The following is a 25,808-nucleotide window of genomic DNA, read 5'->3' as shown; positions in this document are numbered from 1 at the left end:
CGAAGAAAAGAGAATCGCGCAGGAAATGTTTTCAATCCGAATCCTGATGTTTGCAAGATTGCCAAACTTGACAACTGTCAAGACGGTACGGCCTGTCCCGCCTTCACCGAACATTCTCCTCTCGGGAGGTCGCCATATGCCTCCTGCAGGGCGCCCGCCCAACCTTTCTTGAAACCGGATTCCACGTCCGTCCGTAAATTCGGCAGTCAATCGGACGGCAAATTATTCAAAATCATGAATTGGGTACCCCAAACACCATAAATTGGGTAGTTGAATCCAGAAATATGTATATCTCGATGTAACACCACCCCCAAACACCCACACGGACAGTTCACCAAGCTCCTAGGATCGCGACAAGCCGATCCCGACTTGAATTTCAATTGATGCGTCGATTTTAATTCAGGAATTATCCATTGCAATTGAGCTTGGTAATTAAATGGAAACTCAGACTGTTCCGCTGGCGCCAACGCCCGCTGCTTCCGGGCCTTCGCTGGACGACCTGTTCGTCGCGCAGCCCTCGCTGGAAGCGGCAGGCGGACAGCGCACCGCCACCCTGGCGCTCCAGGCGGGTTTGGGGCAGCGCTGGCTGGCTGCCCTCGGTTCCACGGGCCATCTGCCGGACACGCTCTTCGCCGGCGCCCGGCAACTGCTGCAGGCGTGCTGGCTGGGCCAGTCGCTGCCGTCCGCCACGGCGAGCGCGTGGCTGGCGCAACTGGACCGCGACCGCCGCACAGCCGCCGAGCCTTCCGACAGTCCGCTGCACCTGCGCCTCGACGCCCGCGCCGGGCACCCGGCCTGCCTGCACCTGGATTTCGCGCCGGGGCTGATGGACGCGCCCTCCGCCGACCGGCTGCTCGCCGCCATCGCCGACACCGCCGCCGACCTGCTGGACCGCCCCGATGCCGCGCTCCACGACATCCGCACCCTGTCCGACGCCGATCGCCACGACCAGCTCGCCGCATGGAACACGGCGCCCTCCACGCTGGACCGCGCGCTCACCGTGCCGGCCCTCTTCAGCCGCCAGGCTGCCGCCGCGCCCGATGCGGTGGCGCTGGAGGAAGGCGACGCGGCGATGCGCTACGGCGAGCTGGACGAACGCACCGACCGGCTCGCGCAGCGCCTGCAGCAACTGGGCGTGCGCGCTGGCGACAACGTCGGCGTGATGCTGGAGCGCTCGATGGCCGCCATCGTCGCCATGCTGGGCATCCTCAAGGCGGGCGCCGCCTACGTGCCGGTGCCGACGGACTTTCCGCCCGAGCGCATCGCGAACATGCTCGGCCAGGCCGGCGCCACGCTGGTGGTGACGACTGAAGCGCTCCGCCACCTCGTGCCGGCCGACCGCACCGCCGTGCTGCTCGACGGGTCTGATGACGACTTGCATCGCGCTCTCCGGAACGCACCGGACATCGACGGCGAATCGGCGGCGTACCTCATGTACACCTCGGGCTCGACCGGGATACCCAAGGGTACGGCGATCAGCCATCGCGCGATCCTGCGGCTGGTGGTCGGCGTCGATTACGCCGAGTTCGCGCCCGGTCGCGGGGTACTGCACGCGGCGCCGCTCGCCTTCGACGCCTCGACGCTGGAGATCTGGGGGCCGCTGCTGAACGGCGGCCGCTGCGTGATCCACGACGAACGGGTACCCACCGGCGCCGGCCTCGCACGCACCATCGCCCGGCACGACGTGCACACCGCCTGGCTCACGGCGGCGCTCTTCAACGCGGTGGTCGACGGCGATCCGCGGCACCTGGCAGGCCTTGCGCACCTGTTCACGGGCGGCGAGGCGCTCTCGGTGGCGCATGTGCGCCGCGCGCTCGACGCACTTCCCGGCCTCGTGCTCAGCAACGGCTATGGCCCGACCGAGTGCACGACCTTCGCGGCCACGCACCGCATCGAGCGCGCGAGCCTCGTGGCGGGCCTGTGCTCGGTGCCGCTCGGGCGGCCTATCAAGGACACGGTGCTGCGCGTGCTGAGCCCGTCGCTGGCGCTGCTGCCCAGCGGTCTGGTGGGCGAGCTGTGCATCGGCGGGCATGGCCTCGCGCACGGGTACCTGGGGCAACCCGAGCTCACCGCCGCGCGCTTCGTGCCCGATCCCTTCGGCGGGCCCGGCGACCGGCTCTACCGCACCGGCGACCTCGCGCGCTGGCTGCCCGATGGCACCGTCGAATTCATCGGCCGCATCGACGGGCAGGTGAAGATCCACGGGCATCGCATCGAGACCGGCGAGGTCGAGGCGGCGATCCTCGCGCACCCCGCGATCCAGTCGTGCGCGGTGGTGGCGCGGCCCGGCGGCGATGGCGCCTTGCGCCTCATCGCCTACCTGGTCGCGCGCTCGCAGCCGCTGCCCTGGGACGTGCTGCGCGCGCACCTCGCGGCGCGCCTGCCCGCGGCGATGCTGCCCTCGGCCCCGGTGTGGCTCGCGCAGTTGCCCGTCACGCCCAACGGCAAGCTCGATCGCAAGGCGCTGCCCGAACCCGCGGGCGAGCGGCCCGAACTCGCGCAGCCCTACGAGGAGCCGCGCGACGCGCTCGAGCAGCAGGTGTGCGATGCCTTCGCGCGCGCCCTCTGCATCGACAGGGCCGGGCGCAACGACAACTTCTTCGACCTGGGCGGCAACTCGCTGCTGGTGCTGCAGGTGCTGGCCGACCTGCAGCGCGCCGACGCGACGACGCTGTCGACCAACCTGTTCTTCCGGCATCCGACGCCGGCCGCCATCGCGGCGCAATTGCAGCCGGTCGAAAAGACGGAGAGCGCGCAGCCCGCGCCCGCGCCCGTTCGCACCACCGCGCACCGCGCACCGGCCGACGCCCCCGAGGCCGTCGCCCTCATCGCCACCGCCGGCCGCTTCCCCGGCGCGGGCGACGTCGAGCAGTTCTGGGACAACCTGGTCGCCGGCCGCGACACCGTGAGCTTCTTCGACGACGCGACGCTGGACGCCGGCGTGAGCCAGGCCCTGCGCAGCGACCCGGCCTACGTGAGGGCCCGCGGCGTGATCGAAGGCATCGAGAACTTCGACGCCGCCTTCTTCGGCATCGGCCCGAAGGAAGCCACGCTCATGGACCCGCAGCACCGCGTGTTCCTGGAGATCTGCTGGGAGTGCCTGGAGCGCGCGGGCTACGTGCCCGACGAGGCGCCGGGCCCCGTGGGTGTGTACGCGGGCACGTACAACGCCACCTACTTCCAGCGCCACGTGGCCTCGCGGCCAGATCTCGTGGAAGCCGTCGGCGAATTCCAGGTGATGCTGGCCAACGAGAAGGACTACATCACCACCCGCGTGGCCAACCGCCTGAACCTGCGCGGGCCGGCCGTGAGCGTGAACACCGCCTGCTCGACCTCGCTGGTCGCGGTGGCGCAGGCCTTTCACGCGCTGCGCACGGGCCAGTGCTACATGGCGCTGGCGGGCGGTGCCTCGGTCACCTGCCCGCCGAGGAGCGGCTACCTCTACAACGAGGGCTCGATGCTCTCGCCCGACGGCCACACGCGCAGCTTCGACGCCGAGGCCAAGGGCACCGTGTTCAGCGACGGCGCGGCCGTGGTGCTGCTCAAGCGCCTGTCGGATGCGCAGGCCGATGGCGACACCATCTACGCGGTGCTGCGCAGCGCGTGCGTGAACAACGACGGCGGCGCCAAGGCCAGCTTCACCGCCCCCAGCGTGGACGGCCAGGCCGCGGTGATCCGCGCCGCGCTGGCCGCGGCCGACGTGGACGCGCAGAGCATCGGCTACGTCGAGGCGCACGGCACCGCCACGCCGATGGGCGACCCGATCGAGGTCGAGGCGCTGGCCGTCGCCTACGCCGAGCACACCGATGCGCGCGGCTACTGCACGCTGGGTTCGCTCAAGAGCAACGTGGGGCACATGGTCACGGCCGCGGGCGCCGCGGGGCTCATCAAGACCGCGCTGTCGCTGCACCACGAACTGATTCCACCCACCGCGCATTTCACCGCGCCGAACCCGGCGATCGATTTCGCGCGCACGCCGTTCTTCGTGAGCAGCCAGCTGCAGCCCTGGCCGCGCGCCGACCTGCCGCGCCGCGCGGGGGTCAGCTCCTTCGGCGTCGGCGGCACGAATGCGCACGTCGTGCTGGAAGAGGCGCCGGCGCGTCCTGTTGCGCCATCGTCCGCGGCCGGCATCCACGTGCTCCCGCTGTCGGCCCGCTCGGAGGCCGCGCTCGCAGTGGCCACGCAGCAGCTCGCGGCGCACCTCGAAGCGCACCCCGGCCTCGCGCTCGCCGACGCGGCCTTCACGCTCGCGGTCGGCCGCAAGGCGCACGCCTTCCGCCGCGCCGTGGTGGCCGCCGATGCGACAGAAGCCATCGCCGCATTGCGAATGGACGACGCCCCGTGGCGCACGAGCGGCAGCATCGCCGCGCGCGCCCCGCAACCCGTGCTGATGTTCCCGGGCCAGGGCGCGCAGTACGCCGGCATGGGCCGCGCGCTGCATGCGAGCGACGCGGTGTTCGCGGCCGCGTTCGACGATTGCCTGCGCGCGCTCGAAGGCACCACCGATTTCGACCTGCGCGAGCGCATGTTCAGCGACGATGCGGGCGCGCTGGCCCCCACGGCCGTCACGCAACCCGCGCTCTTCACGCTCGAATACGCGCTCGCGCGGCGTCTTCTCTCGCTGGGCCTGCGGCCGCATGCGCTCATCGGCCACAGCGTCGGCGAATTCGTCGCGGCCGTCATCGCGGGCGTGATGCGGCTCGAAGACGCCGCCCGCCTCGTCGCCCGCCGCGGTGCGCTGATGCAAGCGATGCCCGCGGGAACGATGCTCTCGGTGCGGCTAGGCGCGGACGATCTCGCCGCGCGGCTCGCGTCTTCTCCCACCGTCTCGCTCGCGGCGGAAAACGGACCGACCGCCTGCGTGGCCGCCGGCCCCACCGAGGCCATCGCCGCGCTGCAAGCCGCGCTCGAAGCTGAAGGCATCGCCTGCCGCGCGCTGCAGACCTCGCACGCCTTTCACTCTTCGATGATGGACGGCGCGGTCGCGCCCTTCGAGGCGCTCGTCGCCGAGGTGGCGCTGCACGCACCGGCGATCCCGATCTTCTCGACGCTCACCGGCCGGCTGCTCGAAGACGCCGAGGCCACCAGTCCCGCGTACTGGGCGAAGCACCTGCGCGGCACGGTCCGCTTCTCCTCCGCCCTGCAAAGCGCGGCGGCTGCGGCTGCGAACCCGGTCTTCGTGGAAGCCGGCCCGCGCAACACGCTGGCCACGCTGGTGCGCCAGCACGGCGCGAAGACGCTCGCCCCCACGTCGAAAGCAGGCGTCACCGCCGTCTCGCTGCTGCACGGCGAGCCGGCCGACGAGGCCCGCACGCTGCGCTTGGCCGCCGCGCGCCTGTGGACCTGCGGCGCCGATGTCGAGCTCGCCCGCCTGGCCGCGCGTGCCGGCGCGCGGCGCGTGTGTTTGCCCACCTATCCGTTCGAACGCAAGCGCCTCTGGGTCGACATCGCGCCCATCGCTTCCACCACGTCCACCGCGCCCGCTGCATCGGCCCAGCCGATGCCGACCGCCCTTCTTCCCGCTCTTCCCGCTCTTTCCGTCCCAACCGTTTCATTGGAGCCGACCGTGACCGCTGCAGTGCCTTCGACCTCATCGACCCCTCCGCCCCAGCCCTCCGCGTCGTCCGCGGCATCGGTGGGCGTGCGATTGCGAACGCTCTTCGAGGACATCTCGGGCATCGACATGGCCGAGGCCGAAGGCCACGCCGCGTTCGCCGAGCTCGGGCTCGATTCGCTCACGCTCACCCAGGCGGCCACGCAGATCAAGAAGACCTTCAAGGTCAATGTGAGCTTTCGCCAGCTGATGGAGAACTACCGCAGCTTCGACGCGCTCACGGCGTTCCTGCAGCAGAGCCTGCCGCCCGAAGCCGCGCCGGTGCAGCAGCCCGCGGCCGCGACCGCGACCACGCTGGTGGCCGTGCAGGAAACGGTGCAACAGCCCATGGTCCAGGTGATGCAGGCGGCCAGCCAATTGCCGCAATTGCCGGCCGGTGCCGTCAACCAGCTGATTGCGCAGCAAATGGAATTGATGCGCCAGCAGCTCGCCCTGCTCTCCGGCACGACCGCCGCCGTGGCGATGTCCGTGCCGGCGACGGCGTCGTTGCCTCTCGCCGTGCAGGCCACGCCCGCACCGCAAGCACAGGCGCAGGCGCAACCGCTGGAGCCATCGCCCGACGCGCCCCGCGAACCCCTGCGCTACGACGTCGCCAAGGCCTTCGGCGCCATCGCCCGCATCCACACCAAGCCCACCGCCGAACCCAGCGCGCGGCAGAAGGCGCGGCTTTCCGCGTTCGTGCGCCGCTACGTGGAGCGCACGCGGAACAGCAAGCGCTTCACCGAGGACAACCGCGCCCACATGGCCGACCCGCGCGTGGTCAACGGCTTTCGCCCGATCACCAAGGAGATCACCTACCAGATCGTGATCGAGCGCTCCAAGGGTTCGAAGATGTGGGACATCGACGGCAACGAGTACGTCGACGCGCTCAACGGCTTCGGCCTCAACCTGTTCGGCTGGCAGCCCGACTTCGTGCAGGAGGCCGTGAGGAAGCAGCTGGACGCGGGCTACGAGATCGGGCCGCAGCATCCGCTGGCGGCCGACGTGACGCGCCTCTTGTGCGAGCTCACCGGCTGCGAGCGCGCGGGCCTGTGCAACACGGGCTCCGAGGCCGTGATGGCGGCGCTGCGCATTGCGCGCACCGTTACCGGCCGCAGCACCGTGGCGGTGTTCACCGGCTCCTACCACGGCACCTTCGACGAAGTGCTGGTGCGCGCCGGCAAGGGCGGCAAGGGCCTGTCGGCCGCGCCGGGCGTGATGAGCGGCATGTTCGGCGACGTGCGCGTGCTGGACTACGGCACGCCCGAGGCGCTGGCCTTCATCCGCGAGAACGCGGAGGACCTGGCGGCCGTGCTGGTCGAGCCGGTGCAGAGCCGCCGCCCCGACTTCCAGCCGCGCGAGTTCCTGCACGCGGTGCGCGACATCACCACGCAAAGCGGCACCTGCCTCATCTTCGACGAGGTCATCACGGGCTTTCGCACGGGGCTGGGCGGCGCGCAGGAACTGTTCGGCGTGCGCGCCGACCTCGCCACCTACGGCAAGGTGATCGGCGGCGGCTTTCCGGTCGGTGTCGTCGCGGGCAAGCGCCCGTTCATGGACGCGCTGGACGGCGGTGCCTGGCAGTACGGCGACGACTCCATTCCGGGCGTGGGCGTGACCTACTTCGCCGGCACCTTCGTGCGGCACCCGCTCGCGCTGGCCGCGGCCAAGGCCTCGCTGGAACACCTGAAGGCGGCGGGCCCCGCGCTGCAGGCCGCGCTCAACACCAGCACCGCCGCGATGGCCGGCGAGCTCACGGCCTGGTGCGCCGAGGTGGGCGCGCCGATCGCCATTCGCCACTTCGCCTCGCTATGGCGCGTGAACTGGCTGGAGGACCACCCGTTGCAGGACCTGCTCTTTGCCATGATGCGCAGCCGCGGCGTGCACATCCTGGACAACTTCCCGTGCTTTCTCACGACGGCGCACAGCCAGGAAGACATCGCCACGATCCAGCGGGCGTTCAAGGAATCGGTGGCCGAGCTGCAGGAGTCGGGGTTCCTGCCGCGCCGCACGCCTGCCGTCCAGGCCTTCGATGTACGCAAGCCTTCGCAGGAAGGCTCGGTGCTGGGCCGCGACGTGGACGGCCAGCCCTTCTGGTACGTGCCGGGCACGAGCGAAGCGATCCAGATCCCCAACGGGCACGCCGCATGAACGCCGTCCTTCGCCCCACCCCGGCCGCGATGGGCTCGGCCGCCAACTCCGGCACGCTGGTCGGCGCCTTCGTCGAATGCGTCATTCCCACCACCGAATCGCAGCGCGAGGTCTGGCTGGGCGCCATGCTCAGCCCCGAGGCCTCGCTGGCCTACAACGAGTCGGTGCTGCTGCGCCTGCGCGGCCCGCTGGACCGGCCCGCCATGGCGCGCGCCGTGGCCCGGCTGGTGGAGCGCCACCAGTCGCTGCGCGCGACGATCTCGCCCGACGGCACCTGCATGCTGGTCGGCCAGGCCGAGGCCGATCCGCTCGTGCAGCAGGACCTCGGCATGCTCGATGCCGCGGCCCGCGCCCTGGCGCTGGACGACGCGCACGACGCGGCGGTGAGCACGCCGTTCTCGCTGGAGCACGGCCCCCTCTTTCGGGCGGTGCTCTATCGGCTCGGCGAGGCCGAGCACGAGCTCCTCATGTCGGCCCATCACGTGGTGTGCGACGGCTGGTCGTGGGCGGTCATCACCGAGCAGCTGGGCCATCTGTACGCCGAGCAGACCGGCGACGGCCTGCCGCTCAAGCCGGCGCCCACCTTCGATGCCTTCGCCACAGAGGAAGCCACCGACGCGGCGGGACCCGGCATGCAGCTGCACGTGGACTACTGGCTCGAACGCTTCTCGGGCGGCACGCTGCCCGTGCTCGACCTGCCGCCCGACCATCCGCGCCCCGCGGTGCGCACCTTCGCCTCGCGGCGCACCGAGCGGCTGCTCGAGCGGCGCCTGGTGACTGCGCTGCGCGCCATGAGCGCCAGGACCGGCGCGAGCCTGTTCGTGGGCCTGCTCAGCGGCTTCGTCGCGACGCTGCATCGCCTCACGGGGCAGGACGACATCGTGGTCGGCATCCCGGCCTCGGGGCAGATGGCGCGCGACATGCCGGGCCTGGTGGGCCACTGCGTGAACCTGCTGCCGCTGCGCATCGCGGCGCACGCCAAGCTGCGCTTCGACGCGCTCATGGGCGAATGCAGCACCGCCGTGCTGGACGCCTTCGACCACCAGGCGCTCACCTACGGCGCGCTCCTTGGCAAGCTCGCGCTGCAGCGCGATGCGAGCCGCCAGCCGCTGGTGAGCGTGATGTTCAACGTGGACCCCGACGTGGCCGGCAGCGCGCAGACCTTCTCGGGCCTGCACGTCGAGCAGGACACGGTGGCGCGCCGCTGCGAGAACTTCGAGCTCTTTCTCAACCTGCGGCCGCTGGACGGCGGGCTGCAGATCGAGGCCCAGTACAACACCGACCTCTACGACGAGGAGAGCGTGCAGCGCTGGCTGGACATGTTCGAGTGCGTGCTGCGCTCGGCCGTGCGCAGCCCCGCCGACGCCATCGGCCGGCTGGAGGTGCTCTCGCCCGAAGCGGCGCACGCGCTGGCCGCGCTGCAGCCGCCGCCCACCGCGCTGCAAGGCGCGCCGCTCGCGCACGCCGGCTTCATGGCGCGCGCGCTGCTGCAGCCCGAACGCCCCGCGGTGCGCGACGGCGCGCGCACCTGCAGCTACGGCGATCTGGATGCGCGCTCCAACCGCCTGGCCCATGCATTGCGCGCGCGCGGCATCGGCCGCGGCGAATACGTGGGCCTGTGCCTGGAGCGCGGCCTGGACATGGTCGTGGCGCTGCTCGCGGTGCTCAAGTCGGGCGCGGCCTACGTGCCGCTGGACCCGGCCTTTCCGCAGGCGCGGCTGGACCACTACGCCGCGGACGCGAGCCTGCGCCTCTTGGTGACCACCTCGGACATCGCCGCCGCGCCGCGCAAGTGGAACGCCGATGCGGGCGCGCGCCTGTTCGAGATCGACCGCGACACCGACTGGCTGCAGGCCTCGGCCGACGCGCTCGCGCCGGGCCTGGGCGATGCCGGCCCGGACGACGCCGCCTACGTGATCTACACCTCGGGCTCCACGGGCCTGCCCAAGGGCGTGTGCGTGCCGCACGGCGCGGTGGCCAACCTGATCGCCTCGATGCAGAAGGCCCCGGGCATCGGCGCGAACGACCGGATCGCCGCGGTGACCACGCTGTCGTTCGACATCCATGTGGCCGAGATCCTGCTGCCGCTGGCGGCCGGTGCCGAAGTGGTGATGGTCCAGCGCGAGACCGCGATGGACGGCAACCGGCTGCGCGCGCTGCTGGAGACCGAAGAGATCACCGTGCTGCAGGCCACGCCCGGCATGTGGCAGCTCTTGCTCGATGCGCAGTGGGCCGGCGCCAAAAACTTCCGCGGCTGGATCGGCGGCGAGCCCGTGCGCGGCCGCCTCGCGTTCGACCTGCTGGACCGCGCTGCCGAGATCTGGAACGTCTACGGCCCCACCGAGACCACCGTGTGGTCCACCGCATGGAACATGCAGCGCGACATCGTCGCCGCGCGCGGCATGTCCGTCGGCACGCCCATCGACAACACCGAGGTCTGGATCCTGGACGCCGACCTGCAGCCCTGCCCCATCGGCGTGCCCGGCGAGATCTGCATCGCGGGCGCCGGCCTCACGCTGGGCTACCACGAACGGCCCGAACTCACGGCCGAGCGCTTCGTCACGGCGCGCGTGCTGGGCCACAACCGCGCGGTGTACCGCACCGGCGACCGCGGTCGCTGGCGCAACGACGGCCTGCTCGAACACCTGGGGCGCCTGGACTTCCAGGTGAAGGTGCGCGGCTACCGCATCGAGCCCGGCGAGATCGAGGCGCGCTGCAACGAGGTGGCCGGCGTCTCGCGCAGCGTGGTGGTGGCGCGCGAAGACCATCCGGGCGACGTGCGGCTGGTGGCCTACCTGGCACTGGTGCCGGGCGCCGCGTTCGAGCCCGATGCACTGATGCAGCACCTGCGCGAGCGCCTGCCGGCCTTCATGCTGCCGCAGCACGTGGTCACGCTCAAGAGCCTGCCCACGCTGCCCAACGGCAAGCTCGATCGCGTCTCGCTGCCCGCGCCGCAGGCCCTGCCGCGCGACGAGGTGCGGCGCGGCGCGGGCCCCCGCAACGACGCCGAGCGCACCGTGCTCGCGGCCATGGAGCAGGTGCTGAGCCTGCCGGGCCTGGACATGCACGACGACTTCTTCACGATGGGCGGCCACTCGCTGCTGGCCGCGCGGCTGGCAACACTCCTGAGCCGCGAGTTCCAGGTCACGCTGCCGCTGCGCGCGCTGTTCGAGGCGCCCACGGCCGAGCGGCTGGCCGCGGCGATCGCGGTGCTGCAGGGCGCCGGCGTCGGCATGCAGGCGGCGCTCCCGTGCCGGCCCGATCGCGTGGCCGCGCCGATGACGCCCTCGCAGGAACGCATCCGTTTCATGGAAGAGCTGCACCCGGGCCGCTCGGTCTACAACGTGCCCTCGGCACAGCGGCTGGTGGGGCCGCTGGACGTGGCGCGCTTCCAGGCGGCGCTCGCGGAAATCATTCGCCGCCAGCCCGCGCTGCGCACCTCGGTGGGCACCGAACCGACGTCCGGACAGCCCGTGCAATCGATATCGCGACGTGTGGAATTCTCGTTGCCGCTGATCGACCTGCGCGGCCTGCCCGCGGACCAGCGCGAGGCCGAGCTGGCCGAGCGCATGCAGGAGCTGGCGGACCGCCCCATCGACCTGCAGCGCGCACCGATGATCCACGCGGCGCTGTTCCAGGTCGACGACGACGACCACGCCTTCGTGTTCGTGCCGCACCACCTCATCTGGGACGGCTGGTGCTTCGATCTCTTCCAGCGCGAGCTCACCGCGATCTACGACGCCGCCGAGCGCGGCCGCCCGCATGGGCTGGCACCGCTGGCCACCACGCACGGCGACTACGCCGAGTGGCTCGCGCAATGGATGCGCGAGCCCGAGTTCCGGCAGCAGCTGGACTTCTGGCGCCGCCGCTTCGAGAGCGTGCCCGCGCCGCGCGCCCCCCGCACCGACATGCCGCGGCGCGCGGGCAAGAGCGGCCAGGGCGGCACGCAGTGGATCCACATCGACCTGGCGACCACCGGCCGGCTGCGCGAGATCGCGCGCGGCATGGAGGTGACGCTGAGCATGCTCACCTTCGGCCTGTACGCGCTCACCATGAGCCAGGTCATCGGCAGCGACTCCATCGTCATCGCGAACCCGGTGCGCGGCCGCCAGCAGCCCGAGACCGAGGACGTGATGGGCGTCTTCAACAACGTGCTGCCGGTGTCGCTGCAGATCGACACGGCGCAATCGCTGCCGGACTTCATGCGCTACGTGAAGCAGGAGCTGCTCACGCTCATGAACTACCAGCAGGTGCCGTTCGAGCGGATGGTGGCCGACGGCGGCCTGGGCGGCCAGAACAGGAACGCGGGGCCCTACCAGTCGATGTTCTCGTTCCAGGATGCGCGCGAACGCGCGCGCCACCTGGGCAGCCTGCAGACGCGCCAGATGCACCTGATGCAGCGCGGCGCGACCGACGACATCGGCGTGTGGCTGATGGACAAGCCGCACGGCCTGGAAGGCGCGCTGATCTACAACGCCGACATCTACCTGCGCGAGACCGGCGCGCAGCTGCGCGACCGCTACCTCGAACTGCTGCACCGCGCGGCCGACCGCCCCGCGGCCACGCTCGCCTACCTGGCCACCGACGAAGGCTCGGCGAGCGCGGCCTACCTGCGCAAGCTCGCGGCGGTCGAACCCGACAAGGCCAGGGAGGCGCCGGCCATCGTCGTGCCCGGTGCAACCGATGCGACCGGTGCGAACGGCGCAACCGGTGCAACAGGCGCGCGCTCCCCGGTGCAAAGCCTGCTCACGCCCGAGCAGGCCCCGCTCGCGCAGATCTGGGCGGGCGTGCTGGGCATCGACGTCAACGAGATCCGCGCGAGCGACAACTTCTTCGACCTGGGCGGCGATTCGCTGATGGTGCTGCGCGCGGTGGAGCAGACGGCGCAGACGCTGGGCGTGCGCGTGGCGTCGCGGCGCTACCTGTTCGAGAACCTGGGCCAGATCGCGTCCTCCTCCTCCCCGCGCGCCGGCGCGGCCGACACCGAGCCGGGCGAGCTGCCGCAGGTGCCGCTCGGCCAGGTCAAGAGCGCGTCGCACGAAGGCCTGCTGGGCCGCGCGTTCGGCGTGGGCGGCTGGCTGCGCAAGGGCTGATGCCATGACCGCCATCGCCTTCGCCACCACCGCCGCGCAGCGCACCGCGGCGCAGCCGATCATGTTCGGCCCGGCCTCGCGCCAACTCTTCGGCCTCTTCCATCCGGCCGAGGACAACCGCACCGAGGACAGCGCGGTGCTGGTCTGCCCGCCGTTCGGCCAGGAGGGCCTGCGCACCCACCGCTTCTTCAAGGTGCTGGCCGAGCGCTTCGCCCGCACCGGCGTCCCGACGCTGCGCTTCGATTTCCACGGCACGGGCGACTCCCCCGGCGACGAGCGCCTGGGCGAGCTGGACGGCTGGCGGCGCGACCTGTGCGCGGCGCACGAAGAGCTGCGCCGGCGCGCGCCGGACAAGCGCATCGTCTGGGTCGGCGCGCGGCTGGGCGCCACGCTGGCGGTGCTGGCGGCGCGCAACGGGCGCTGCGACCCGGTGCGGCTGGTGCTGTGGGAGCCGGTGATCGACGGCCGCCGCTATGCGCGCTTCCTGCGGGAGCAACACGTGGCCGCGATCGATGCGACCTTCTGCATCCCCGACCTGGCATGGCGCCGCGAGCTCGCCCGCGAGCCCGCCGCGCTGCCCGACGAGGCGCTGGGCACGGCCCTCTCGCCCGCGCTGCGCGCGCAGCTGGAGGCGCTCGTGCCCGACGCGCTGCCGCTCACGGCGCTGCACGACACGCTGGTGCTCGTGCCGCCGGACGACGCGCACACACCGCAGTGGGCGGCCGAGCAGCAGTCGCGCCACATGCCGGTGCGCCTGGCGTACTTCCAGCACCGCCTGGACTGGACCGCGGACCCCTACCCCAACAGCGCGATGGTCCCGGCCGATGCGCTCAGCCGTCTTCAAGGGGCGCTTCATGAATGACACGACGCGGGTCAGCCAGACGCCACAGGCCATCCAGGCGCCGCAGCTCCTGCAGGCCACGCAGGTCATCCAGATGCCGCACGCCGCCCGCATGGCGCAGCAGCCGGTGCGCTTCGGCGCGGACGACGCGCTGGTCGGCATGATCACCACGCCCGCCGGCCAGGCACCCGCGGCCGTCGCCTGCCTCATGTTCAACATGGGCGCCAACCACCGGGTCGGGCCGCGCCGCATCAACGTCAAGCTGGCGCATGCGCTGGCCGCACGCGGCGTGGGGAGCCTGCGCCTGGACCTGGGCGGCATCGGCGACAGCGACGCGCCGGCCACGGCCGACGACCTGCCCTCGCGCGCCGTGCGCGACCTGCGAGCGGGCATGGACCTGCTCGAAGAGACGCTGGGCATCCGCGAGTTCGTGATCGTGGGCATGTGCTCGGGCGCGGAGCACGCCATGTCCACCGCCGCGGCCGATGCCCGCGTGGTCGGGCTCTCGCTGTTCGACGGCTACGCCTTTCCGCAGCGGCGCACGCGCTGGGAACGGACGCTGCGGCGCGCGCTCGCGGCGCCCGCCCACCCCTCGTTCGCGGGCAAGACGCGGCGCTGGCTCAAGCGCCATGTGCTGCGCAGCGAAGCGGCCAGGCCGATGCCCGGCTTCTTCACGCAGGAGATCTCGCCCGAAGCCACGGCCGCCTGGTTCGGCCGGACCATGGCGCTGCTGGCCGAGCGCAACGTCGCCATGCAGCTTCTCTACTCGGGCTCGCTGCACGTCTGCGACCGCGACCGCGACCAGCTCGGCGCCTTCCGCAGCGAGCCGTTCGCACAGGCGCTGCACTACGAATTCATGCGCGAGGTGGACCACACGGTCTGCACGGCCGAGGGACAGCAGCTGTTCCTGGAAGCCGTGGGCGACTGGGTCGCCGAGCGCTGCATGGGCGCCAACGCCAGCACTGGACGGCGCGGCGCCGGCCGCCCGGCCGCGAACGCCCCCCGCCCCATGCCGGCCAGGCGGGCCGCGCCCTGACCACCGACTGCAGACAACAGACCACCGACCACCGACAGCCAAGGAGAACCTCATGATCCGCATCGATCCAGCGAGCACGCCGCAGGGCGCCCGCGTTCCGTTCTTCACCGGGTGTGCCGACCTCGGCGCACGCGCCTCGTTCGCGGCCGAACGGGTCCGATGGCTGGGCATGGCGATGCTGCTGTCGCTCGGCCTGTGCGGCTGCGTGCCGGGCTTCGGCACGCCGGGCGTGCTGCGCAACGAGGACGGCTCCGCGGGCACCGGCAAGGTCAAGACCATCACGCCCGAGCTGATCCGCGCGCAGAACGCGGGGAACACGGGCCTGGCGCCCGAGGTGAAGGCGCTGTTCGGCCGGGCCTCGGCCTACACCATCGGGCCGGGCGACGTGGTGGGCATCATCGTGTACGACCACCCCGAGCTCCTGCCCAACGCGGGCGCGGTGATCTCCCAGCAGAGCGACCCGACCGGCGTCACCGTCGCGCCCGGCTTCATCGTCGATGCGGCGGGCGAGATCAGCTTTCCCTACATCGGCCGCACCAAGCTGCAGGGGCTCACGGAGAGCAGCGCGTCGGAGCTGATCGCCAAGCGCATCCGCGCCTACATCAAGGCGCCGCAGGTGAGCGTGCGCATCCAGTCGTTCCGCAGCCAGCGCGCCTACGTGGAGGGCGAAGTGCGCACGCCCGGGCTGCAGATCTTCACCGACGTGCCGATGACGCTGGCCGAGGCGCTGAACCGCGCGGGCAGCATCACCGCCGCGGGCGACCGCTCGCAGGTGGTGCTCTCGCGCGGCGACCGCTCGGTGGCCATCGACCTGCTGCAGCTCAAGCGCTTCGGCGCCGACCCCAACAACATCCCGCTGCGCAACGGCGACATCGTGTACGTCGGCGCGCGCGACGACAGCCGGGTCTACGTGATGGGCGAGATCCTGCGGCCCTCGGCGCTCCTGATGCGCAACGGGCGCCTGAGCCTGAACGAGGCGCTGGGCGATGCGGGCGGGCCCGACCTTTTCTCGTCGGACCCCGGGCAGATCTACGTGATCCGCAGCTCGCCGCAGTCGCCTGACACGCCCGAGATCTTCAACATCAACGCGAAGAACCCGGCCGCCCTCGCGCTGGCCGACCGCTTCGAGCTGAAGCCGCGCGACGTGGTCTACGTGGACCGCGTGCCGCTGGTCTCGTGGAACCGCGTGGCCAGCCTGATCCTGCCCGCCGCGCAGGTCATGAACCTCACGCGCGACACCGCGCGCAGCCGGTAGGCCGCGCCGCGACCGCACGCACACCGCACCCGCCCCGCCCCCGCAACACGGAACAAAGGTGAACCCCATGAACGCGCGCTGGTACCCCCCGCTTCCCGCCCCCCAGGGCGCGGAACCCGACATGCCCCGCTCGGGGCTGAAGGAATACGTCGACATCCTCATGGACCACCGATGGCTGATCGCGGCGGTCACCGCCGTGGCGCTGGTGCTGGGCGCCTGCTACGCGCTCTTCGGGCCGCGGGTGTACGAGGCGAACGTGCTGATCCAGGTGGAAGACGCCGAGCGCTCGGGCAGCCCCGGCGATGCGGTGGTCAACGGCGTGAACGTGAAGACGCCGACATCGGGCGAGGCCGAGATCCTGAAGTCGCGGCTGGTGCTGGGCCAGGCGATCGAGAACACCAAGCTGTACATCAGCGCGCAGCCGCACTACCTGCCGGTGGTGGGCGCGTTCATGGCGCGGCACTCCAAGGGGCTCTCGACGCCGGGCTTCTTCGGCATGGGCGGCTATGTGTCGGGCACCGAGCGGATCGCGGTCGCGCAGATGGACGTGCCGCCGCCCTTCGAGGGCGAGCGCTTCATGCTGACCGCGGGCGCGGACGGCACCTACACGCTCGCGCACCCCGACCTGGGCGCGCCGCTGCAGGGCCGAGTCGGCGTGCCGCTGGACGCCTCCGTGCCGGGCGGCGCGATCCACCTGCTGGTGGGCGCCATCGACGCCCGGCCCGGCGCCGCCTTCGAGCTGACGCGGCGCTCCATGCAGCTGGCCCTGCTCGAGCTGCAGCGCGACCTGCGCGTGATCGAGAAAGGCAAGCAGTCCGGCGTGATGGACGTGAGCTGGCAGACCGGCGACCGCGCGCAGCTGCCCGAACTGCTCAACGAAGTCTCGCGCCTCTACGTGCGGCAGAACATCGACCAGAAGACGGCGCAGGCCGAGCGCACGGTGAACTTCCTGGGCACCGAGCTGCCGAAGTTCAGGCAGCAGCTGGAACAGTCGGAAGACGTCTACAACCAGTACCGCAACCAGAACGGCACGATCAACCTGGACGACGAGGCGCGCAACGCGCTCACGCAGAACCTCGACCTGCAGTCCAAGCTCTTCGATGCGCGCCTGAAGCGCCTGGACCTCACCAGCCGCTTCACCCCGCTGCACCCGATGGTGGTCACGCTGGATGCGCAGATCGCCTCGCTCAAGAAGGAACTGGGCAACGTGGACGCGCGCATCCGCCGCATGCCGATGCTGCAGCAGAACTCGCTGCGCATGCAGCGCGACATCAAGGTCAACACCGACCTCTATGCGTCGCTCCTGAACAGCTCGCTGCAGGCGCGGCTGGCGCGCGAAGGCCGCATCGGCAACGTGCGCGTGCTCGACGCCGCGCTCCTGCCCGAGAAGCCGGTGCGGCCCAAGGCGGCCATCGTGATGGCGCTGGCGCTGGCCGCGGGCCTCTTCGTGGGCGCGGCCACGGCGATCCTGCGCAAGACGCTCAAGAGCACGGTGGCCAACCCCGACGAGATCGAGGCGCACACGGGCCTGGACGTGTACAGCACCATCGCGCTGAGCACGCACCAGGGGGCGCTGGACCGCGCCATTCGCCTGGGCCGGCCGGGCCTGAAAGTGCTCGCGGCGCTGCACCCGGAAGACCAGGCGCTGGAAGGCGTGCGGCGCCTGCGCACCACGCTCGGCTTCGCAATGCTCGGCGCGCCGAACAACCGCATCCTGCTGACCAGCGCCACGCCCGGCGCGGGCAAGAGCTTCGTCTCGGCCAACCTCGCCGCGGCGCTCGCGGCCTCGGGCAAGCGCGTGCTGCTGATCGATGCCGACATGCGCCGCGGCAGCCTGGCGGCCCAGTTCGGGCTGGAGCAGGACACGGGCCTGGCCGAGCTGATCGCGGGCAGCGCGACGCTCATGCGCACGATCCAGACGCACGTGCTGCCCAACCTGGACGTGATCGCCAGCGGCACGCTGCCGCAGGACCCGGCCACGGCGCTGGCCAGCGAAGCCTTCGCCAAGCTGCTGGAGACGCTCTCGGCGCGCTACGACACGGTGCTGATCGACGCGCCGCCCGTTCTTCTCGCGACCGAGTCCGTCGCGATGGCGCCGGCCATGGGCACGCTGCTGCTGGTGGCCCGCGCGGGCGACAGCCAGCTGGGCGACCTGATGGAAAGCGCCAAGCGGCTCGCGCACGTGGGGGCGTCGTTCCACGGCGTGGTGCTCAACGGGCTGGACATGCGCCAGCGCCACTACGGCAGCTACGGCTACGGGTACGGCCTGTACCGCTTCCGCCCGCACAGCTATCCCGCGCTGGGCCATACGCCGGCCGCGCCGCAGGCCGCCCGCAACGAACCGGAGCGCGCCACATCATGAACACGCTTCGCCCGGGCACGCAGGGCCGCTCCCCGGCCAACCCCGGCACCACGGCGCCGGCACCGGCGCCGCTGGGCGGCTCGCCGGCCCTGCAGGCGGCCAAGCGCGTCATCGACATCCTCATGGCGGGCAGCTTCTTCGTCTTCTTCGGCTGGGCCTACGCGCTCATCTGGGCGGGCGTGCTGCTCACCTCGGGCAGCCCCGCCATCTACATGCAGCCGCGCTACGGCAAGGACGGCAAGGTCTTTCGCTTCCTCAAGTTCCGCACCATGGTGCCGGACGCCGAGGCGGTGCTGGCGCGGCATCTGCGGGACAACGAGGCGGCCTGGCGCGAATGGCAGGTGTTCCAGAAGCTGGAGCACGACCCGCGCATCACCCGCTTCGGCGCGTTCCTGCGCAAGTACAGCATCGACGAGTTCCCGCAGTTCTGGAACGTGCTCAGGGGCGACATGAGCATGGTCGGCCCGCGCCCCTGCATGTTCGCGCAGAAGGACCTGTACGGCCCCTACTGGCAGCACTACTGCGCGGTGCGCCCGGGCATCACGGGCCTGTGGCAGATCAGCGGACGCAACGAAGTGAGCTACCGCCGCCGCGCGGCGATGGACGCCGAGTACGTGGCCACGCTGTCGGTGCTGCACGACATCCAGATCGTGCTCAAGACCTTCCGCGTCGTGATGGGGGCGCGCGGCTCGCGCTGAACCGCGCCGAACCGCGAACACCCGTTTCCTCTTCCCGAATTCATCAACTCCTTTCACCGAAAGAACGATATGCGTATCTATGTTGCAGGTCATCGCGGGATGGTGGGCCAGACGCTCACGAGGCGCCTTGTCGAACTGGGCCACGAGGTGGTGACGCGAACGCGCGCGGAGCTCGACCTGCTGGACCAGGCGGCGGTCGCGCGCTTCTTCGCGAGCGAGCCGATCGACCAGGTGTACGTGGCCGCAGCCAAGGTCGGCGGCATCCACGCCAACATGACCTACCCCGCGCAGTTCATCTACGAGAACCTGCTGATCGCGGCGAACATCACGCACCAGGCGTTCGTGGCCGACGTGAAGCGCCTCCTGTTCCTGGGTTCCAGCTGCATCTACCCGCGGCTGGCGGACCAGCCGATCCGCGAGGACGCGCTGCTCACCGGCAAGCTGGAGCCGACCAACGAGCCCTACGCGATCGCCAAGATCGCGGGCATCAAGCTGTGCGAAAGCTACAACCGGCAGTACGGCGCCACGCACGGCATCGACTACCGCAGCGTGATGCCGAGCAACCTGTACGGCCCCGGCGACAACTACCACCTGGAGAACAGCCACGTGGTGCCCGCGCTGATCCAGCGCTTTCACCTGGCAAAGATCAGCCGCGCGCCGAGCGTGCTGATCTGGGGCAGCGGCCGCGCGCGGCGCGAGTTCCTGTACGTGGACGACATGGTCGAGGGGTGCCTGGATGTGATGGCCCTGCCGCGCGCGGCCTACGACGAGCACACCGACCCGATGCGCGGGCACATCAACCTGGGCACCGGCGAAGACGTGTCGATCGCCGAGCTGGTCGAGCAGATCCGCGAGACCGTGGGCTACGAGGGGAGCATCCGCTACGACCTCGCGCAGCCCGACGGCGCGCCGCGAAAACTGCTGGACGTCTCGCGCGCAGCCACCTTCGGCTGGCGCGCCACGGTGCCGCTGGCCGAAGGCCTGCAGCGCACCTACGCGGACTACCAGAAGGCCGTCCGGCCGGTCGAAGCCACCGTCGAGCACGCCTGAGAAGTTCCCACAGAACGAAACGGAAAGCTGCCATGAGAACCCTCGTCTTCTGGTTCGGCATCGCCTGCACCGTGCTGTGCGGACTGGTCGACCCCGTCTGGGGCTATGCGGCCGTGTTCGTGCTCGCGGCGGTGCAGCTGTCGATGCTCGGCGCCGCCGGCGACAGCGTGTTCCTGCTGATCCACTACACGGTGGTTCTCATCTATTTTTCGATCGCCCCGGCGATGCAGATCGCCGCCGATGTCGACTTCTGGGAGGTCGGCATCCTCACCAGCGCCGCGCACACGCAGGCGCTGATGCTCCTGCTGCTGTACATGGCCGGCGTGGAGGCCGCGCGCCTGGGCATGCCCGTGCGGCCGGCCGCGCGGGGGCTGCGCCCCGCCGAGCGCGGCGCGGGCGTGGCCCACCCGTTCCTCCTGCTCCTGAGCTGCTCGCTCGCGGCCTTCGCGGCGCTCTTCATCCGGCCCGACCTGAACTTCGTGGCGCGCGGCGTGATCGCCGACGACGACAGCCTGCCGATCGAGTTCATCGTCTATTCCACGATCCCCAAGCTGGTGGTGCTGATGTGCTTCGTGGCGCTGGCGATCCACGCGGTGCGCCAGCGCACGCTGTGGGCATGGTGCGCCGCGGCCATGGCGTTCGCGCTGGCCGCGCTGGCCGCCAATCCCGTCAACACGGCGCGCCAGATCATCCTCATCGGGCTCTTGCCGCTGCTCATCCATGCCATTGCGCGCAGCCACCGCTGGACGCTGGCCACGGTGATCTTCGGCGCCATCGCGGGCGTGGGGCCGGTGCTGAACCTGATCTCCAGGGACAGCATGTGGGGCGCGGGGCTGGAGACCTTTCCGTTCAGCCAGGACTTCGACGCGATGTTCGTCATCGCGGGCCTCCTGGAGCGCGCGCCCTCCCCCGACGCCGGCTTCGGGCGCTACCTGCTGTCGGCCATGTCGTTCTTCCTGCCGCGCGACCTGAAGATGTTCCCGGGGTTCGACCCGCTCGGCTGGTCGGCCGTGGCGGCCAATTTCTCGCAGAGCAACCTGTCGCTGCCGCCGTTCGCCACCGCGTACTTCGACTTCGGACTGCTGGGCCCGGCGATGCTGGGCTTCGTGATCTCGGCGGGCTTTCGCGTGGTCGACCGCATCGTGGATCCGCGCCGCGCGCTGACGGCCACGTATCTCTGCGCGCTGGTGCTGCTGGCGGCCTACGTGCCGTTCATGCGCGGCCCGATCCTGGGCTGGGGACCGTTCGCCGCGTCGGGGCTGATCGCGGCCGTGGTGGCGGGCAGCCTGAGTTCGTGGTTCCGGCGCGCGGCGCGAAGGCCTGCGCCGCAGCCGGCCCATGAACCCGTGCGCGCCGGCTTGCCCACCGCGTGAACGAGACAAAGAAAACGCCCATGGCCACCTATCTCTTCTACGACACCATTCGGCTGAACCCGTCGGCCGGCGGCGTGCTGAACGTGTCGGAAGTGCTGCTCCAGAGCATGCGCCGTTCGACCGACCATCAGGTGCAGCCGATCAGCGAGCGCCATCCGCGTCTCTACGAGGCCGCGCGCCGGCTGGGCGTGAGCCGCTTCGTGCTCGACGTTCTGCTCTACAACTTTCACCGCGTGCGCGCGTGGCTCTCGGGCGAGCGGGCGTTCTCTCTCTTTCCGAACTACTTCCTGCCGTTCTCGCCTTTCGGGCGCCACGCCGATTCGATCGTGGTGGTGCACGACCTGCAGTACAAGACGTACCCGCAGTACTTCACGCCGGCCAAGCGCCGGTGGCTCGACTGGAACCTCGCCCGCATTGCGCAGAGCGCAGCCGACGTGGTGTTCATCAGCCGCAGCAGCCAGGAAGATTTCGAGCGGCACTTCGGGCGCTGCGAGCGGCCGGCGGTGATCTTCAATCCGGTGGACGCGGGCACGACGGGGCGCGCGATGGAGAGCGGCGCGGAAGAACCGAAAGACGCGAACGACGCGCAAGAGGCGCAAGAGGCGCAAGGCAGCCGCTACCTGATCGCGTCCTACCACTACTACCCGCACAAGAATTTCGGCGGCATCCTGAAGCTGTTCGAGCGCATGAAGCGCGAGGGCCTGGTCGACTACCTGGACATCACGGGCAACGGCGCGCGCGAGGTCCAACGCATGCTCGCGGCCGAGACGCCCGCGCTGCGCGCGAGCGTGCGGCACCGCGGGCTGGTGTCGCGCGACGAGCTGTTCCGGCTGTACCGCGGGGCGACGGCGTTCATCTCGCTGTCCACGTCGGAGGGCTTCAACCTGTCCGCGGCCGAGGCGGCCACGCTGGGCGTTGCGCTGCTGCTCTCGGACATCCCGGTGCACCGCGAGCTCTTCGCCGGCTACGGGCTCTTCGTGGGCAGCGAGGCCTGCGATCTCGGCGAGATCACGCACTACCTGGCCAGGCACCAGCGTGCACGGCCGGTGTGGACGCACTCGCGCGACTGCGCGCCCAGCGCGGTGGCAGCGAGCTACTTCACGCTCAAGCGCAACCGCGCTTCGCTGGCGGAGGCCGTGCAATGACCCATCGCGCCCTTCCTGCCGCGCTTTTTCGCACGCTCGCAGCGCTGGTGTTCGCGCTGCTCGCATGGCCTGCCGTTGCGGCGGTTCCGGTCGCGCCGCCTCCGCCGGGCTTCGGCGTGATGGTCCACTACCTGCCCGCAAAGCAGTCCATCGGCGAGGTCACGCGCTTCGACGCGGAGGCCTTCGCCGCGTCGCTCGCCCAGATGCGCGCCACCTACCTCATCCTCACGCTCGGGCAGAACAACGGCCAGTTCATCGCGCCGAACGCGGCACTCGAGGCGCTGTGCCCGCGCAGCGCGATGAACCGCCCGCCGCGCGACCTGCCGCTGGCGATCGGCCAGGCGCTGCAACGCCGAGACATCGCGCTGATCCTGTATCTGCCGTTCCGCGCGCCGCAGGCGGACCCGTACCTCATGGAATGCCTGGGCGACATCTCCGAGCAGCTGCCGCCGCCGCCGCGCTTCATCGCCGCCTGGTCGGCGGTGATCAAGGACTGGTCGGACCACTACGGCCCGCTCGCCAAGGGCTGGTGGTTCGACGGCGTCTACAACACGACCGGCATGACGCCGGACGACTGGAACAAGCTGTGCGGCGCCGCCCGCAGCGGCGCATCGAACCGGTGGCTGGCCTTCAACGCCGGCGAGGGTGCGGCGCGCTTCAGCCTGAAGAGCGCACCGTGCCAGAACCTCATGGCGGGCGAGTTGCTGCAGCCCGCCGCGCACCTGGCCTCGCCGCCCTCGGAACTGCGGCTGCACGTGCTGACGCCGCTGGGCGCGTCCTGGGCCCGGCCGACCGCGCCGCGCTTCTCGGCGGCGCAGCTGCGCGGCTGGATCGCCGATGCGAATGCCGCGGGCGGAATGCTCACGCTGGACATGCCGCTGGACAACGACTTCCGCTTTCTCCCCGCGCACGTGGCGCTGGTGCGCAGCGCCACCGCGCCGCAGCGTTGACCCGCCCGCTCCCCATACACCCGTATCTCACACGCCCGCACCCATGAACAACGCCCTCGCCTTCATCGTGGTGGAAGACCGCCGCAACAAGACGCTGCTGCTGTGCCGCAAGGCCGCGGCGCGGGCCGGGGAGCAGCTGCTCGTGCTGGCCGGCACGGAGGCGGGCTTCGCGTACCGGCGCTTCTGCGAGGTCTACGTGCACCTCTCGAGCAACACGCCGGCGTTCGAGAAGATCTGCTTTCGGCGCTACTTTCTTCTGGCCGACTACCTGGCGGCGCACCCCGAGTGCCGCGAGTTCGTGCTGATCGACAGCGACGTGCTGCTGTTTCGCGGCGCCGGCGCGCACATCGCGCAGCTCGTGGGGAACGCCGCGTTCTCGGGCTCCTTCATCCGTCCCGCCGCGGGCTGGAACCCCTGCCAGATTTCGCCGCACGTGAGCTACTGGACGGCCGCGGGCCTGCGCGATTTCGTCGCCAGCGTGATCGAGGCGTACAGCACGCCGGCGGGCGTGCAGCAGCTGCGCGACATCGCCGACCGGTTCGCCGCACGCGGCGTGCGCGGCGGCGTGTCCGACATGACGCTGCTGTACCTCTGGGCGGAGGCTTCGGGCAATGCCGCGCCGATCAACCGGGTGCAGGACGGCCAGGTGATCGACCACAACATCAACGGCGGCACCAACCATCTCGTGCGCGAGTTCCGCGTGCGCGGCGGCGCCAAGCGCCTGGAACTCATCGACGGGCAGCCGTGCCTCTGCACGCCCGCAGGCGATGCGGTGCGCGTGCTCGCGCTGCACTTCCAGGGCTCGGCCAAGAAGGCGATGGCGCATGCGCTCCAGGGCCGGATGCGCACCGTCGCGGCGCTCACCTGGGCGCTGCAGATCGCGCGCAGGGCGAAGAACGGCGCGCACCGCATCGCCTCGCGCGCGCGCCGCATGGCCGAAGCACTGCGCCTGGCGCATGCACCGACGGCAAAGCACCCGGCGGATGGAAGCACCCCATGAAGCTGCCCGCCGCCCCCTCGTTCGCCCTGCCCGGCGCCCGCCTCGCGCAGCGCTTCGGCCTGGGTGCGCTCGCCTCGCGGTTGTATGTGTACCTGTCGGGCTTTCTGGCCATCTTTCTCATGGCGGCCGAGGTCGCGCCCGCGCGCTTCGGCGAGTACTCGATCTACCAGTCGGTGCTCGAAGTGGCGCTGGTGGTGGGCACGCTGGGGAGTTCGCTGCTGTTCTCGCGCAACGCTGCGAGCGTGCCCCCGGGCGTGACCCGCGGCGACCTCGCGCGCACGCTGGCGATCGGGCTTCCGCTGGCCACGCTGCTGGCGGCCGCCATCGTGGGCGCGCAGCGCCTGCCGGTGATCGGCACGCCGCTGGCGCTGATCGTGGCGACGCTGGCGGTCTTCGCCTTCAACAGCCTGCGCCTGTCGTACAGCCGGGGCCTGGGTTTTGCGGGCCTGCTCAACCTGGAGTCGGGCCTGCGCTCGACGCTGCTGGTGCTGGGCGTGGCGGCGCTGGCTTCGTTGGGCCTCGAGATCGGCGTGACACACCTGCTGGCCATCAACCTGCTGGCGTTCGTGCTGGTGTGCGCGGCCATCGGCCTGCCGTCCAACGGCCCGGCGCCGCCCGCCGGCAAGCCCGCGCTGGATCTCGCCTCGCAGGCCCATGCCACGGTGTATTCGCTGCTCACGTTCCTGCTGCGCAAGTCCGACCTGCTCGTGGTGGCGCTCTTCATGCCGCTCAGCTACGTGGGCGCGTTCAAGCTGGCCTTCCTGCTCGCGGAGGCGCCCTCGCAGTTCGTGCAGGCCTTTCTCTTCACCAAGACGCCCGCGATGCTGAACGCCAACGCCGGCAACTTCACGGCCGCCAAGCTGCAGCTGGCGCGCCATGCGTTCCTGCTGGGCTGCGCGCTCTTCGCGGCGCTGGCGGGCCTGCTGGCGGTGGCCTCGCCGCTCCTGAAGGTGGGCAGCGAGGCGCTGGAGATCTTCGTGTGCATCGCGCCGTACTTCCTGCTGCGCACCTACACGGTCCACCACGAGATGCTGCTCTCGCTGAACGTGCCGATGGGCACGCTCGGGCGCTGGGCGCTGCTGGAGGTGGCGCTGCGGATGGCCTCCTACGGCGTGGTGATCGCGCTGTTTCCCGACCGGCCGCACTACGTGTTCTTGGTCGCCTTCTTCTCCGATTTCCTGTTGTACGAGCTGCGCATGCGCGCGCTGTTCGGTTTCTTTCCGCTGGTTCGCCTGCTGCGCCCGGTCCATTGAGAGGGTCC

The 25,808-nt window shown here is 70.9% G+C and carries 13 protein-coding genes; all 13 read left to right on the top strand.

The features are described from left to right. Window positions 1–436 precede the first annotated feature (436 nt). The 13 genes from BM133_RS05555 to BM133_RS05495 all read left to right on the top strand — a co-directional run bounded on the left by BM133_RS05555 (window position 437) and on the right by BM133_RS05495 (window position 25,800). Complete coding sequence (locus BM133_RS05555) at window positions 437–7,744, top strand: type I polyketide synthase (RefSeq protein WP_093432199.1); 7,308 nt, start codon at window positions 437–439, stop codon at window positions 7,742–7,744. Further along, complete coding sequence (locus tag BM133_RS05550) at window positions 7,741–12,837, top strand: non-ribosomal peptide synthetase (protein ID WP_093432197.1); 5,097 nt, start codon at window positions 7,741–7,743, stop codon at window positions 12,835–12,837. The genes BM133_RS05555 and BM133_RS05550 overlap by 4 nt, the downstream gene beginning before the upstream one ends. Window positions 12,838–12,841: 4 nt before the next feature. Beyond that, entirely contained in the window at window positions 12,842–13,699 is an 858-nt protein-coding gene (locus tag BM133_RS05545; RefSeq protein WP_093432196.1) for a serine aminopeptidase domain-containing protein, read from the top strand. Continuing rightward, window positions 13,692–14,714, top strand: a complete 1,023-nt coding sequence (locus tag BM133_RS05540) for an alpha/beta hydrolase (RefSeq protein ID WP_256219060.1) — start codon at window positions 13,692–13,694, stop codon at window positions 14,712–14,714. Before BM133_RS05545 ends, BM133_RS05540 begins: the two co-directional genes overlap by 8 nt. Before the next feature lie 52 nt (window positions 14,715–14,766). Next, window positions 14,767–15,969, top strand: a complete 1,203-nt coding sequence (locus BM133_RS05535) for a polysaccharide biosynthesis/export family protein (protein ID WP_093432194.1) — start codon at window positions 14,767–14,769, stop codon at window positions 15,967–15,969. 67 nt (window positions 15,970–16,036) lie between these two features. Beyond that, window positions 16,037–18,331, top strand: coding sequence for a polysaccharide biosynthesis tyrosine autokinase (locus BM133_RS05530; RefSeq protein WP_093432193.1), 2,295 nt, complete (start codon window positions 16,037–16,039; stop codon window positions 18,329–18,331). Continuing rightward, window positions 18,328–19,029, top strand: a complete 702-nt coding sequence (locus BM133_RS05525; RefSeq protein WP_093432191.1) for a sugar transferase — start codon at window positions 18,328–18,330, stop codon at window positions 19,027–19,029. Before BM133_RS05530 ends, BM133_RS05525 begins: the two co-directional genes overlap by 4 nt. Before the next feature lie 69 nt (window positions 19,030–19,098). After that, window positions 19,099–20,079, top strand: coding sequence for a GDP-L-fucose synthase family protein (locus BM133_RS05520; protein ID WP_093432190.1), 981 nt, complete (start codon window positions 19,099–19,101; stop codon window positions 20,077–20,079). 32 nt (window positions 20,080–20,111) lie between these two features. After that, window positions 20,112–21,452 carry a hypothetical protein gene (locus tag BM133_RS05515; protein WP_093432188.1) on the top strand — a complete coding sequence of 447 codons (1,341 nt, stop codon included), beginning with the start codon at window positions 20,112–20,114 and terminating at the stop codon, window positions 21,450–21,452. Between the two features lie 20 nt (window positions 21,453–21,472). Beyond that, on the top strand, window positions 21,473–22,597 hold the full coding sequence (locus BM133_RS05510; RefSeq protein WP_093432187.1) for a glycosyltransferase: 1,125 nt from the start codon (window positions 21,473–21,475) through the stop codon (window positions 22,595–22,597). Next, window positions 22,594–23,547, top strand: a complete 954-nt coding sequence (locus tag BM133_RS05505; protein ID WP_093432185.1) for a hypothetical protein — start codon at window positions 22,594–22,596, stop codon at window positions 23,545–23,547. Before BM133_RS05510 ends, BM133_RS05505 begins: the two co-directional genes overlap by 4 nt. A 43-nt stretch (window positions 23,548–23,590) precedes the next feature. Further along, the gene (locus BM133_RS05500; RefSeq protein ID WP_093432184.1) at window positions 23,591–24,547 is read left to right on the top strand and encodes a hypothetical protein; all 957 of its coding nucleotides are present in this window, start codon (window positions 23,591–23,593) and stop codon (window positions 24,545–24,547) included. Further along, window positions 24,544–25,800: an MATE family efflux transporter gene (locus BM133_RS05495; protein WP_093432182.1), complete on the top strand. Its 1,257-nt coding sequence runs from the start codon at window positions 24,544–24,546 to the stop codon at window positions 25,798–25,800. The genes BM133_RS05500 and BM133_RS05495 overlap by 4 nt, the downstream gene beginning before the upstream one ends. The last annotated feature ends 8 nt before the right edge of the window (window positions 25,801–25,808 follow it).

Source organism: Variovorax sp. 770b2 (assembly GCF_900115685.1).
Lineage (GTDB): Bacteria > Pseudomonadota > Gammaproteobacteria > Burkholderiales > Burkholderiaceae_C > Variovorax.
Note: the sequence above shows the minus strand (reverse complement) of the source record. Positions and strands in the feature narration are given on the sequence as shown.